Source organism: Lichenibacterium ramalinae, from assembly GCF_004137085.1.
GTDB classification, from domain to species: Bacteria; Pseudomonadota; Alphaproteobacteria; order Rhizobiales; family Beijerinckiaceae; genus Lichenihabitans; species Lichenihabitans ramalinae.
Genome location: NZ_QYBC01000012.1, coordinates 101200 through 114311, shown reverse-complemented (window position 1 = coordinate 114311; position 13112 = coordinate 101200). Strand labels below are relative to the sequence as shown.

At 73.6% G+C, this 13112-nt stretch carries 10 protein-coding genes and 3 pseudogenes; 5 read left to right on the top strand and 8 right to left on the bottom strand.

What is annotated here, in order from left to right; all coding sequences use genetic code 11:
• Positions 1 to 98: 98 nt before the first annotated feature.
• From hrpB to D3272_RS15165, 3 genes are all read left to right on the top strand, one after another.
• The gene (hrpB, locus tag D3272_RS15175) at positions 99 to 2600 is read left to right on the top strand and encodes an ATP-dependent helicase HrpB (RefSeq protein ID WP_129220046.1); all 2502 of its coding nucleotides are present in this window, start codon (positions 99 to 101) and stop codon (positions 2598 to 2600) included.
• Between the two features lie 73 nt (positions 2601 to 2673).
• Positions 2674 to 3042, top strand: a complete 369-nt coding sequence (locus D3272_RS15170; protein ID WP_129220045.1) for a thiol-disulfide oxidoreductase DCC family protein — start codon at positions 2674 to 2676, stop codon at positions 3040 to 3042.
• Entirely contained in the window at positions 3039 to 4274 is a 1236-nt protein-coding gene (locus tag D3272_RS15165) for an FAD-binding domain-containing protein (RefSeq protein ID WP_245496588.1), read from the top strand. Before D3272_RS15170 ends, D3272_RS15165 begins: the two co-directional genes overlap by 4 nt.
• A gap of 58 nt (positions 4275 to 4332) precedes the next feature.
• Here the strand turns inward: D3272_RS15165 and D3272_RS15160 are convergent, their stop codons facing one another.
• The 4 genes from D3272_RS15160 to D3272_RS15145 form a co-directional block, all read right to left on the bottom strand.
• Positions 4333 to 4629 (bottom strand): hypothetical protein, encoded by a 297-nt coding sequence (locus tag D3272_RS15160; RefSeq protein ID WP_129220044.1) that lies wholly within the window; start codon positions 4627 to 4629, stop codon positions 4333 to 4335.
• Between the two features lie 85 nt (positions 4630 to 4714).
• On the bottom strand, positions 4715 to 5875 hold the full coding sequence (locus D3272_RS15155) for a DNA topoisomerase IB (RefSeq protein ID WP_129220043.1): 1161 nt from the start codon (positions 5873 to 5875) through the stop codon (positions 4715 to 4717).
• Positions 5876 to 5950: 75 nt separating this feature from the next.
• Entirely contained in the window at positions 5951 to 6727 is a 777-nt protein-coding gene (locus D3272_RS15150; protein ID WP_129220042.1) for a class I SAM-dependent methyltransferase, read from the bottom strand.
• An 83-nt stretch (positions 6728 to 6810) separates the two neighbouring features.
• Entirely contained in the window at positions 6811 to 8193 is a 1383-nt protein-coding gene (locus tag D3272_RS15145) for an aminotransferase class III-fold pyridoxal phosphate-dependent enzyme (RefSeq protein WP_129220041.1), read from the bottom strand.
• 264 nt (positions 8194 to 8457) lie between these two features.
• Between D3272_RS15145 and D3272_RS15140 the strand changes: the two genes are divergently transcribed.
• Positions 8458 to 9123, top strand: a complete 666-nt coding sequence (locus D3272_RS15140; protein WP_129220040.1) for a L,D-transpeptidase — start codon at positions 8458 to 8460, stop codon at positions 9121 to 9123.
• A 91-nt stretch (positions 9124 to 9214) separates the two neighbouring features.
• On the opposite strand, the pseudogene D3272_RS28415 reads toward D3272_RS15140, so the two are convergent.
• Positions 9215 to 9715, bottom strand: a pseudogene (locus D3272_RS28415) (thiamine pyrophosphate-dependent enzyme); the annotation flags it as partial.
• Between D3272_RS28415 and D3272_RS28410 the strand changes: the two are divergent.
• Positions 9689 to 9835: pseudogene (locus tag D3272_RS28410) on the top strand (hypothetical protein); the annotation flags it as partial. The pseudogenes D3272_RS28415 and D3272_RS28410 overlap by 27 nt on opposite strands.
• A gap of 201 nt (positions 9836 to 10036) precedes the next feature.
• Here the strand turns inward: D3272_RS28410 and D3272_RS28405 are convergent.
• From D3272_RS28405 to D3272_RS15125, 3 genes and pseudogenes are all read right to left on the bottom strand, one after another.
• A pseudogene (locus D3272_RS28405) lies at positions 10037 to 11011 on the bottom strand (thiamine pyrophosphate-binding protein); the annotation flags it as partial.
• Positions 11008 to 12219 (bottom strand): CaiB/BaiF CoA transferase family protein, encoded by a 1212-nt coding sequence (locus D3272_RS15130; RefSeq protein WP_129220038.1) that lies wholly within the window; start codon positions 12217 to 12219, stop codon positions 11008 to 11010. The pseudogene D3272_RS28405 and the gene D3272_RS15130, both read right to left, overlap by 4 nt.
• A gap of 233 nt (positions 12220 to 12452) precedes the next feature.
• Positions 12453 to 12872, bottom strand: a complete 420-nt coding sequence (locus D3272_RS15125; protein ID WP_129220037.1) for an SWIB/MDM2 domain-containing protein — start codon at positions 12870 to 12872, stop codon at positions 12453 to 12455.
• Between the last annotated feature and the right edge of the window lie 240 nt (positions 12873 to 13112).

Sequence of the window (13112 nt, the reverse complement as noted above, 5' to 3'; positions counted from 1 at the left end):
CCTGCCGCGAGGTCGACCCCGCCGGCCACGCTTGACTCGCCGGCGGTTTTGGCCGGCAACGCGTTCCGTCCCGCCCCGCATCCTGCTCAGCATCGCCCGTGCCGCCCAACCCCGCACCCACCGCCATCCGCCTCCCCATCGACGACGTCCTGCCGGACATCGCCGCCGCGCTCGCCGGCGCGGCTTCGGCCGTGCTCGTGGCCCCGCCGGGCGCCGGCAAGACCACGCGGGTGCCGCTGGCGCTGCTCGATGCGCCCTGGGTGCGGGGCGGCCGCGTCCTGGTGCTCGAACCCCGCCGCCTGGCGGCGCGCGCCGCCGCCGAGCGCATGGCGGCGACGCTGGGCGAAGCGTTGGGCGCCACGGTGGGGCTGCGGGCGCGTTTCGACACCGTGGTGTCGCCCCGGACCCGCATCGAGGTGGTGACCGAGGGCGTGTTCACCCGCACGGTCCTCGACGACCCCGAACTCGCCGGCATCGCGGCCGTCATCTTCGACGAATACCACGAGCGCTCGCTCGACGCCGATGCCGGGCTCGCCCTGGCGCTCGACGTGCAGGGCGCGCTCCGGCCCGACCTGCGCATCCTCGTCATGTCGGCCACCCTCGACGGCGCCCGCGTGGCGGACCTGCTCGAGGGCGCGCCCGTCGTCGTGTCGGAGGGGCGGGCCTTCCCGGTCGAGACCCGCTGGGTCGGGCGCGACCCGGAGCGGAGGATCGAGGAGGTGATGGCCGAGGCCGTGCTGGCCGCGCTGCGGGCCGAACGCGGCTCCGTGCTGGCCTTCCTGCCCGGCCAGGGCGAAATCAACCGTACGGCGTCACTCCTGGCCGAAAGGCTCCGGCCCGGGGAGGCCGAGGTCGCCCCGCTCTACGGCGCGCTCGACCGCGCCGCCCAGGACCGTGCCGTGCGCCCGTCGCCGACGGGCAGCCGCAAGGTGGTGCTGGCGACCTCCATCGCGGAATCGTCGCTGACCATCGAGGGCATCCGGGTGGTGGTGGATTCCGGCCTGTCCCGCGTGCCGCGCTATGAGCCCGACCTCGGCCTCACCCGCCTCGAGACCGCGCGGGTGTCCCGCGCCTCGGCCGACCAGCGGCGGGGCCGGGCCGGCCGCACCGAGCCGGGGCTGTGCATCCGGCTCTGGGCCGAGGCCGCCGAAGGCGCCATGCCGGCCTTCGCCCGCCCCGAGATGCTGGACGCGGACCTGTCGGGCCTGGTGCTGGACCTCGCGACCTGGGGGGTCGGCGACCCCGCCTCGCTCCGCTGGCTCGACCCGCCGCCCGGCCCCGCCGTCACGGAAGCGCGCAGGCTGCTGCGCGACATCGGGGCGTTCGACGGCGCCGGTGCCGTGACGCCCGAGGGGCGGGCCGTGGCCCGCATCGCCGCCCCGCCCCGCATCGCCCGCATGGTGGTCGAGGCGGCGCGCCGGGGTTCCGCCGCGCTCGGCGGCGAGGTCGCGGCGCTGCTCGTCGAGCGCGGGCTCGGCGGGGCGGGGGCCGATGTCGGCGAGCGGCTGGAGCGCTGGCGGCGCGACCGCATGCCGAAGAGCGAGAACGCCCGCGGCCTCGCCCGGACCTTCGCCCGCCAGGGCCGGGGCGCGGCCGGAACCGGGACCGGAGCCACGGGCGACGCGGCGGCGCTGTCGCCCGGCGCCGTGCTGGCCCTCGCCTTCCCGGACCGGATCGCCAAGGCGCGCGGCAAGCCGGGCGAGTTCCTGCTGGCCAACGGCCGCGCCGCCGCGCTGGAGCCACACACCGCCCTGGCCCGCGCGCCCTTCCTGGCCGTCGGCGAGATCGCCGGCCGGGCGTCCAGCACCCGCATCCTCCTGGCTGCGGCGCTGGATGCCGCCGAGGTCGCGGCCGCCGCCGGGGACGCGATCCGCACGGCCGACGAACTCACCTTCGATCCCGCCCGCGCCGCCCTCGCGGCCCGGCGCACCACGCGGCTCGGCGCTATCCTGCTCGGCGAAAGCCACCTGCCCGTGCCGGGCGACGCGGCCGCCGCGGAGGTCCTCGCCGAAGGGCTCGGCCGGCTCGGCGTCGAGCGCCTGCCCTGGTCCAAGGGCCTGTCACAATGGCGGGACCGCGTCGCCTTCCTGCGCGGCGCCGAGGGCGATGCCTGGCCCGACCTGTCGGACGGGGCGCTGCGCCGCACGATGGCGGCCTGGCTCGCACCCTTCCTGCTCGGCAGGAGCGGGCTGAAGGACGTGACGGCCGAAGACCTCGGACAGGCGCTCGACGCCCTGCTCGACCGCAGCCTGCACCGCCGGCTCGACGCCGAAGCGCCGACCCATTTCGAGGCCCCGACGGGGTCGCGCGTGCCGGTCGACTATGCGGCCGAGGGCGGCCCCGCCATATCGGTGCGGGTGCAGGAGCTGTTCGGCCTGCAACGACACCCGGCCCTGGCGGGCGGGCGGGTGCCGCTGACGCTCCAGCTCCTGTCGCCCGCGCATCGCCCCATCCAGATCACCCGCGACCTGCCGGGGTTCTGGCGCGGCTCCTGGGCGGCGGTCCGCTCCGAGATGCGCGGCCGCTATCCCCGCCACCCCTGGCCCGACGACCCCGCCGCCGCCGCCCCGACGATGCGGGCCAAGCCGCGGGGCACGTGACCCCCTGGCATGCGGCGCCACGACGCCGTTCCCTGCCCGTGGACCTCGCCCGCCGCCGCCCCATCTCCGACCCATGACGAAACTCACGGTCTGGTTCGACGGAGGCTGCCCGCTGTGCCGGCGGGAGATCGCCCTCATGCGGCGGCTCGACCGCGCGGGCGCCATCGCCTTCGTCGATCTCGGCGTGGCCGGACATGGCGATTGCCCGGTCGACCGGGCCGACCTCCTCGCGCGGTTCCATGCGCGCGAGGACGGCCGCCTGGTGTCGGGCGCCGCCGCCTTCGCCGCCATGTGGCGGGCCATCCCGGGGCTCCGCCCGCTCGGCCTCGCCGCCCGGAACCCACTGGTGCTGGCCGGCCTGGAGCGGCTCTACCGGGCTTTCCTGCGGCTCCGACCCCGGCTGCAGCGCATGGCCGGGCGGCGCGAGGGCGCGCCAGCATGATGGGGACGCACGTCGACGACGCCACGCCCGCCTTCGTCGCCACCCGGGCGGAAGCCCTGCGCCGCCTCGACGCCTTCCTGCCCCGGGCCGGCCGGGCCTACGCGGAGGCGCGCAACACCGACGGCGGCCCCGAGGCCGAGCGGAGCGTCTCGGCCCTGTCGCCCTACCTGCGCTATCGCCTCCTCTCGGAGCGCGAGGTGATCGCCGGCGCGCTCGACCGCCACGGGGCGGAGGCGGACAAGTTCGTGTCGGAAGTCCTGTGGCGCAGCTATTTCAAGGGCTGCCTGGAACTGCGGCCGGCGATCTGGGCCCGCTTCCTGGCCGAGCGGGATGCCGGGCGCGACGCGGTGCGGCGGTCGGGCGGGCTGGCGCGGGCCGTCGCGGCCGCCGAGGAAGGCCGCACCGGCATCGCGGGCTTCGACGATTGGGCGCAGGAACTCGCCGCCTTCGGCTACCTGCACAACCACGCCCGCATGTGGTTCGCCTCGATCTGGATCTTCACCCTGCGCCTGCCCTGGGCGCTCGGGGCCGATTTCTTCCTGCGCCACCTCGTCGATGCCGACCCGGCGTCGAACACGCTGTCGTGGCGCTGGGTCGCGGGGTTGCACACGCCGGGCAAGACCTACCTCGCCACGCCCGACAACATCGCCCGCCACACCGGCGGTCGCTTCCACCCGCGCGGGCTCGCCACGCAGGCCACGGCGCTCGTCGAGGCGCCCCTGCCCGCCATCCGGCCGCTGGCGCCGCAGCCCCCCGTCCCGCCGGGCCGGGCGCTGCTGTTGCTGCACCCCGAGGACTTCGGGGCGGAACGGTCGATCGTGCCGGGGGTCGACGTCGTCGGCGTGCTGGCGGCGACGGGCGGCACGGACGATTGGCCGTGGGGCGCGGCGGCGCGGCGTTTCGTGGAATCTGCGGCCGAGGATGCCGCGGCGCGGGCCGAGGGATCCCAGGGCGGTGGCGCCGACGTGACGGAGGGGCTGGGGGCCGAAGCGGTGCTGGCCGCCGCCGCCGCCGCCGGGGCGACGACGGTGGTCGCGCCGGAAGCGCCGGTCGGGCCGGTGAGCGACGCACTGGGCGACCTCGCCGGGCCACTCACGGCAGCGGGCATGACCCTGGTGCGGGTTCGGAGGCCCTGGGACGACGCCCTTTGGCGGCACGCCACCAAGGGCTTCTTCCCGTTCCGCGAGCGCAGCCGGGCCGTGCTGGGAGCGGACGGGTTGGGCGACGGCTGAGGGCGGTGCCCGCCCTGAAGCGACCTAGGCTGGTCGGGTAGCTCGGCGATCCGGCCCGTCACGGCATGCCGAGGGCGTCCTTGATCGCGCCGCCGAGGCCCTTGCGCTCCTGACCCTGCTGGGCCTCGTCGGGTCCGGACGGGGCTCCATGCTGCGCCACATGCGCCTCGGCATCGGCCTTGGCAGACCGGACGGTGGTTTCCGGATTGGCCGGCGGCACGCCGCCCGCCCAATCCGTGGTGATCTCGCCCGACGTCGAGGGCGCGTTCAGTTCCCCCGCGGCGAAGCCGATCCTGTGACCCTCGTCCGTCGTGACCGTGACGGTCTTGCCGTCGTGATGAACCTGGGATGCCATGTGATCCTTTCAGCGGACCGCCGCTCGGCGACGGTGCCGCGGGAACGTTGCCATGCGGGCCGTCGCCGGCCCGTCCGGAGTGCCGTCAGGCGGCGCGGCTGCGCTTGCGGACGCGCTTGGCGTCCTGCTTTTCGGCTACCCGGTGGTCGATGTCGCGGGCGAGCCGGCGCTCGAGCAGGGTCAGCACGGCGACCTCCTCGGGCTTGAGGCGGGGCAGGTCGTCCCGCAGTTCCGCCTCCACCTCCTCCTTCACCTCCAGCAACAGGTCGCCCGACATGTAGGAGTTCACGACTTCGGGGTGGACGTAGCACTTGCGGCAGATGGTGGGGGTGTTGCCGAGGCGGGACGAGACGCGCTCGATGGCGGCCCGCACGTTCTTCTTGGCCTTGGCCTCGCTGTCGATGGTGCCGAACTCGTGCAGGGCGAGGGCGGCCAGCACGGTGCCGGCCCAGGTGCGGAAGTCCTTGGCGGAAACGTCGCGGCCGGTGATCTCGCGGAGGTACTCGTTGACGTCGTGCGACGAGACCGCGTGCTGGTGGCCGTCATGGTCGAGATACTGGAACAGGTGCTGCCCGGGCAGGTCGTGGCAGGCCCGCACGATCCTGGCCACGCGGCGGTCGTGCACCTTCAGCTTCCAAACCTTGTTGCTCTTGCCCTTGAACTCGAACCGCAGGTCGGCGCCATGGGCATCGACGTGGCGGTCTTCGAGCGTGGTGAGACCATAGGACTGGTTCTGCCGCGCGTAGCCCTCGTTGCCGACCCGGATCAGGGTCGTCTCGAGCAGGTAGACGATCGTGGCCAGGACCTTCTTCCGGGGCAGGCCATGCAGCGCCATATGGGCCTTCACGGTCGAGCGGATCCGCGGCAGCACCTCGGCGAAGGCCGTGACGTGCTCGTATTTGGCGCTGTCGCGCACTTCCCGGAAGGCGGCGTGGTAGCGGTACTGCTTGCGTCCCTTGTCGTCGCGGCCGGTCGCCTGGATGTGGCCCCGCGGATCCGGGCAGATCCAAACGTCCGAGTAGGCGGGCGGGATGGCGAGCTTGTGGATGCGCTCGATCGTGGTGGCGTCCCGGATCGCGGTGCCGTCGGGCGTGCGGAACGACCAGCCCTTGCCGCTCCTGCGCCGGGTGATGCCGGGCTCGCGATCGTCGTGGACGTAGAGGAGGCCGGCGCTTTCAGCCGCATCCTGCGGATCGACGATCTCCGGACCGTCCCGCCCCTCGTGTGTCTCGACCCGCTTCAGCATGGTGATGGTTGTCTCCCGCAGGGAGGAATGCTGCGTCGCGCGGCCCCGTTCCGGGCGATGGTGACGCAGGGTGAATCAGCGGTTCACGGGGTCGGCGGCATCGCCGAACGAGTTGTCCCGCCGGAACGAGCCCTGAAGCCGCGGCTCCAGCCGGGGGATCGCCTGGCGAACCGGCACCCGGCGCCGCAGCATCACGGGCCGGTAGAGCTGTTTGGTGGCCTCCACCAGCAGCACGCCCGCGCCCGGCAGCGCCATGCGCTTGCCGGTCCGTTCGAAGAAGGGCGCCAGCTTGAGCAGCGACCGGCGCTCGAAGGGCGGCACGTACAGCGCTTCGCCGAACCGCTCGGGCGAGAACAGGGTTTCGCGCAGCAGCGCCTGGAGCTGCCGCTTGGAGAAGGGCTGGCCCGAGCCGAAGGGCGTCGTGTCGACCCGCGCCCACATGCCCCGGCGGTTGCACGTCACGGCGATCATGCGGCCGCCGGGCGTCAGGACGCGCCATACCTCGGCCAGGACCTCGCGCGGGTGCTCGGTCGGCTCCAGCATGTGGACCAGCAGCAGGCGATCGATCGACCCGTCGGGGAGCGGCAGCTGCCCGCCCTCGACCAGCGCCGTGGCCGACAGGCCGCCCGCCGGCCAGTGCACGATCCCCTGCTCGGCCGGCATCAGCCCGATGACCCGCACGGCCTCGTCGCGGAACGGCTCGAGGAACGGGATGGCATAGCCCAGCCCCGCCACGGCGAGCCCGCCCGTGTCGTGCCACCAGCTGCGCACGATCCGGGCGATCGCGCGCTGGGCGACGCGGCCGAGCGGCGCGGCATAGAAGGTGCGGAGATCGACGACATCGAGCGACATGCCCCCTTGTGCCACGGAGGCCGCCGGCGCGAAACGCCGTCACCCCCGGGCGCCCGGGGATCGGGGCCCCGCCCCCGGCCCCGTCAGCGGACGGCGGCCCTGACGGCCGGGTCGGCCAGGACGGCGTCGAGCGTCGCGCCGAGCCGCTCGCACAGCACGTCGATGTCGGCCTCGGTGCAGCACAGCGGCGGCGCGAAGCCGATCATGTCGTCGGCGAAGGCCCGGAAGATGAGGCGGTGCTCCAGGCCCTGGGCGGCGAGCTTGCCGGCGATGCCGAGCGCCTTGTCGGGCTTGGTCTTGGCGGCCTTGTCGGTGACGAGCTCCAGGCCCTGCAGCATGCCGCGCCCGCGCACCTCGCCCACCAGCGGATGGTCGGCGAAGGCCTGCAGGCGCCGGCCGAGATAGGCGCCGACGCGCTGGCCCTGGGCGAGCAGGCCGCCGCCGTCGAGGTAGAGGTCCATGACGGCGAGGCCCACGGCGGCGCTGACCGGGTGGGCCGAGTAGGTGAGGCCGTGGCCGATGGTGGCGCCCTCGGGGCTGCCGTCGCGGATCGTGCGGTAGACCGCGTCCGACATCAGCACCGCGCCCATGGGCACGTAGCCGGAGGTGAGCCCCTTCGCCACCGTCATCATGTCGGGCACGATGCCCTCGTCCTCGCAGGCGAAGAGCGGGCCGGTGCGCCCGAAGCCCGTGATGACCTCGTCGGCGACGAACAGGATACCGAGGGCGCGGCAGGCCTCGCGCATGGCGGGCAGCCAGCCCTTGGGCGGCACGATGATGCCGCCCGAGCCGGTGATGGGCTCGCAGAAGAAGGCCGCCACCTTGTCGGCGCCGATCTCCTCGACCTTGGCGTGGAACTCGGCCAGCGAGGCCGCGATGATGGCGTCGGGTTCGGGGCCGACCGGGTTGCGGTAGGGGTAGGGGTTGGCGATGTGGTGCTGCCAGGGGAGCGGCAGGTCCGAGTCGCGGTGGAAGGCGGGCAGCGCCGTGATGCCGGCACCGGTCGACGAGGAGCCGTGGTAGCCGCGGGCGAGCGAGATGACGTGGCGCCGCTCGGGCGTGCCCTTCGCGTGCATGTAGAAGCGGATGAAGCGCACCACGCTGTCGATCGCGTCCGAGCCGCCGAGCGTGAAGAAGACGTGGTCGAGGTCGCCGGGCGCCAGTTCGGCGAGGCGGGCGGCGAGCCGGATCGAGGGTTCGGCGGCGTAGCCGAAATAGCCGGTGGCGTAGGGCAGGCGCATCATCTGCTCGGTCGCGGCCTTCACGACGCTGTCCTGGCCGTAGCCGACGTTGACGCACCAGAGCCCGGAGAAGCCGTCGAGCAGGGTGCGGCCGGACGCGTCGGTGAGATAGGCGCCCCGCCCCTCGGCCAGCACGTGCGGCCCGCGGGCCTCGTGGTCCCGCCACGACATGACCGGGTGGATCAGGTGGGCGCGATCGAGTTCGGCGAGGTCGTTGGCCAGCATGGCGGGATCCATCTCATGAGCACCGCCGGATTATCCACCGCGGCGACAGAAGGTGCTGCGGATGTGCCGCCATCGCGCGGCAGGTCCTGCCGAAGACGCCCGGTCCCGGGACCGAACCCGTGGCGCCCGGCAGTCCGCGGCAGCCGCGCCGGTACAACCTGCGGAATCGATAAACCGTGTTCGCATCCGCGCCTTTACGTGTCGCCACCGAAGCGGGATGATGGCCTCAATGAGACTGCCGATTGCAACCTTGAGGACTTCCCGATGCGCGTGATGGGTTTCGTGGCCGCGGTGCTGGTTGGCCTTGTCGTGTGGGCGGCGCCGGCCGAGGCTGCCGTGAGCATCCAGGTGGACCTGTCCACGCAGACGATGCATGTGCGGTCGGCCAGCGGCGCGGCCTACGACTGGCCTGTGTCGACGGCGCGGGCGGGCTTCGTGACGCCCCGCGGCCGCTACGGCGTGCAGAGCCTGCAGGCGATGCACTATTCCCACAAGTACCACAACTCGCCGATGCCCCATTCCATCTTCTTCAAGGGCGGCTACGCCATCCACGGCACCTATGCCACCGGCTCGCTCGGTGCGGCCGCCTCGCACGGCTGCGTGCGCCTGTCCCCCAACAATGCCGCGGCTCTCTACCAGATGGTGCGGGCGGAAGGCGCCAGCATCAGCATCGTCGGCAGCACCCCCGGCCGGGGCGACGTGCAGGTGGCGCGCCGCCGGGCGGCCGAGCCCGAACTCGTCGCCTACCAGGATGACGAGCAGCCCGTCGTGAGCCGGCGCCATAGCCGCCGCGACCGCGCCAATGCCTATGCGGCCCGGCAGGCCGGCTATGGCGGATCCGCCCTCGGCTACGCCCCGGCGCGACGCGCCGCGCCGAGCTACGGCGACTGGATGGAGAACCCCTTCGCCGCCCTGATGCGGGGCGACTGACCGGGTCGCGCTGCGGGCTGCAGCGGAGCCCGGGCGAGGATCTCGTGGCGGCGAGCGCGGCGCCGCCGTCGCGCCGCGGGGCCGGAATGGCTCAGCGCTTCGCCGAACGCGCCCGCAATGCGCTCAGCGTGGTCGCCGGGGTGATGACGTCGGGGTCGACCCGGACGTGGATGATGGCCGGCAGGCCGGAGGCCGAGGCCCGCTCGAAGGCCGGCCCGAAGGCGTCGGTGCGGTCCACGGTCTCGCCATGGCCGCCGAAGGCCCGGGCATAGGCGGCGAAGTCCGGGTTGCGGAGGTCCGTGCCGGTGACCCGGCCCGGGTATTCGCGCTCCTGGTGCATGCGGATGGTGCCGTACATGCCGTTGTCGACCACGATGACGATCACGGCGAGGCCGTATTGGACGGCCGTGGCGAAATCCTGCCCGGTCATCAGGAAGCAGCCGTCGCCGGCGAAGGCCACGACGGGGCGGGTGGGGTCGAGGCGCTTGGCGCCGATCGCGGCGGGCACGCCGTAACCCATGGAGCCCGACGTCGGGGCGAGCTGCGTGGCGAAGTCGCGGAAGCGGTGGAAGCGGCCGGGCCAGATGGCGTAGTTGCCCGCGCCGTTGGCCACCACGGCCTCCGGCGGCAGGCGGTCGCGCAGCCAGAGAAGGACTTGGCCCATGTCGACTTGGCCCATGTCGACTTGGCCCATGTCGACTTGGCCCAGGTCGACTTGGCCCAGGTCGACTTGGCCCATGTCGACTTGGCTCATGTCGACTTGGCCCATGTCGACCCGTCCGGCGTCGACCGCCTCCGGCCTGGCCGGCGGCGGCTCGCTCCAGGCGAGGTAGGCGGCATGCGCCGCCTCGGGGGCGCCGGACCAGCGGATCTCCTGCGGCGGCTGGACGGCTTCGAGCGAGGCCGCGAAGGTCCGGGATGCCGCGTGGATGCCGAGCGCCGGATGGTAGACGCGGCCGATCTCGCCCGCATCCGCGTGCACGTGGACCAGCCGCTGGCGCGGCACCGGCACGTCGAGCAGCGTATAGGACTGCGAGGGCATCTCGCTCATGCGGGCCCCCACCAGCAGCAGCAGGTCGGCCTCGGCGAGACGCCGCAGCAGCGCCGGGTTGGGCGCGATGCCGATCTCGCCCGCATAGTTCGGGTGGGTGGCGTCGAAGAGCGAGGCACGGCGGAACGAGGTCGCCACCGGCAGGGCGAAGCGTTCGGCGAAGCGCGCCACGGCGGCGCGGGCCGTCGCCGTCCATCCCCCGCCGCCCAGCACCAGCGCGGGCCGCTCGGCGGCCCAGAGCAGCTTCTGCAACGCCGCCATCTGGGGCAGGCCCGGCCAGGGCAGCGCGGGCTCGACCCGCGGCGCATCCTGGACGCGTGCCGCCTCCGTCAGGACATCCTCGGGCAGGGCCACGACGACGGGGCCCGGGCGGCCCTGCAGCGCCACGTGGAAGGCGCGCGACAGGACCTCCGGGATGCGGGCGGGATCGTCGACCTCGACGACCCACTTGGCGATGCTGCCGAAGACCGCGCGGTAGTCCATCTCCTGGAAGGCGCCGCGGCCCCGCATGCCGCGCTCGATCTGGCCGACGAAGAGGATCAGCGGCACCGAATCGTGCTCGGCCACGTGGAGGCCCGCCATGGCGTTGCTGGCGCCCGGGCCGCGCGTCACCATGCAGATGCCCGGCCGGTCCGTGAGGCGCGCGACGGCATCCGCCATCATGGCGGCGCCGGCCTCGTGGCGGCAGACCGTGAGGGCGATCGGCGCGTCATGCAGGGCGTCGAGGACCGACAGGTAGCTCTCGCCCGGCACGCAGAACACGTGCTCGACCCCCTGGGCGACGAGGCCGTCGACCAGGATGCGCCCGCCGGTTCGCGGCGCGATGGCCTCGCTCATGCTCCCTCTCCCCCGTCCGCGCCGCCCCAGGCCGGGTCGGCGATGATCTCGGCCGCGTGCTCGTCGAGGCGCGGCGCCGGATGCGGGCTCGCCTGGGCCACGCCGTCGATGAGGATCGGCGAGCGGACGCCCGGCGTCGTGCCGCCGGCGGCGGCGGGGTTGGCCAGCGCCAGGGCCATGCCCCGCGCCGCCACCTGCGGGTCGGCGAAGACCTGAGCGACGGTGTTGATGGGTCCGGCCGGCACGTGGGCGGCTTCGAGCCTGGCGAGCAGCGCATCGCGGGGCCAGGCCGACGTCAAGGCGTGCAGCGACGCCGTGAGGGCGTCCCGGTTGGCGACCCGGCCCCGGTTGGCCAGGTAGTCGGGATGGGCGGCGAGGCCCGGCGCGCCGAGGATCTCGCACAGTTTGCGGAACTGCCCATCGTTGCCGGTGGCGATGATGAGGTGGCCGTCCGCCGCCGGGAAGACGTCGTAGGGCACGATGCTGGGATGGGCATTGCCGAGGCGGCGCCCGTCCCGCCCCGCCGCGAGGTAGTTCAGCGCCTGGGTGCTCAGCATCGCCACCTGGGTGTCGAGCAGCGCGCAGTCGATCCAGGCCCCCTCCCCCGTGCCGGCGCGGCGGATGAGCGCCGCCTGGATGGCGTTGGCGGCGTAGAGGCCGGTGAAGAGGTCGGCGATGGCCATGCCGGATTTGGTCGGCGGTCCGTCCGGCGTGCCCGTCACTGACATGGCCCCGCCCATGCCCTGGATCAGGAAGTCGTAGCCGGCCCGGGCCGCATAGGGTCCGTCCTGGCCGAAGCCCGAGATGGAGCAGACGACGAGGCGAGGGTTGAGGGCGCGCAGCGCCGCGGCGTCGAGCCCGTAGCGCACGAGGCCGCCCACCTTGAAGTTCTCGATGACGACGTCGGCATGGGCCGCCAGGCGCCGCACCAGGGCCCGGCCCTCCGGCGTCTCGAAATCCACCGCGATGCCGCGCTTGCCGCGGTTGCAGCTGTGGAAATAGGCGGCGCCGAGGTCATCCCCGTCCGCGCCCGCGATGAAGGGCGGCCCCCACTGCCGCGTATCGTCGCCCGCGCCCGCGCGTTCCACCTTGACGACGTCGGCGCCGAGGTCGGCGAGCAATTGCCCGCACCACGGTCCGGCCAGGATGCGGGCCAGTTCGAGGACGCGGATGCCGTGGAGGGGGGGTGACGGGGGCGGGTTCGACATGGGACAGCCGGAAGCGGTCCCCCGGGATAGGCCGCACGGGCCGCCGGATCAATCGGCATGACGGGCCGAGAGGCTCGAGACCGGCCGGCATGACGGAACGACAGGCCGCATCGGAGATGACGCCTCGCCGCGACGCCGGGCCGGCGCGACCATGCCGGTGCCGGTCCCGGTGTCCGCCGGGCGGGCGGCCGGGAGGCGAGCCGGGGGCCGGCTCCCTGCCCGACCTTGGGCGTTCAGGCGAGGTGCGAGGAGAGCAGCTTGTTCAGCTCGAACATGGTTGCCTTGTCCTTGCCGAAGATCACCTTCAGCTTGTCGTCGGCGAGGATCTCGCGCTTGTCGGCGGGATTCTGCAGCTCGTGCTTGCGGATGTAGTCCCACATCTTGCTGACCACGGCGGTGCGGGGGAGCGGCTCGGCGCCGACGATCTCGGCGAGATCCTTCGAGGGCGTGACGGGCTTGCCCAGGGCCTTGCTGGGCCCCTTCGTCGACGTCTTGGCGTCGGCGGCCGCGACGTCGCCCTCCTTCGCCGGCTTGCCGGTGCTCTTCTTGGCGGCGGCGCCCTTCGGCACCCGCTCCTCCTCGGTGACCTTCTCGGTCTTGGCCTTGGGGGCGGGCTTCTCGGCCGCTTCGCTGGTCGCCTTCTTCGTCGCCATCTCGGTGTCTCCTGCTGTTCCGGTGTGATCCTGGGACCCGCGCCGCCGAACCGGAACAGGCCTAATCTTCAAGTTTAGTCCCGGGAAGGCCATGGCGGCAATCGCCGATAGGTTATTCCCAGCGGAATGCGAATGCGCGTGGACGCCTCGGCGTTCCTCACGGGCACCCGGAAGCTGGGGACTGTCCTGGCACCGCGGCCCGCGTCCAGCCTTAACGCGCCGGCGTTAACGAGCCCTCAC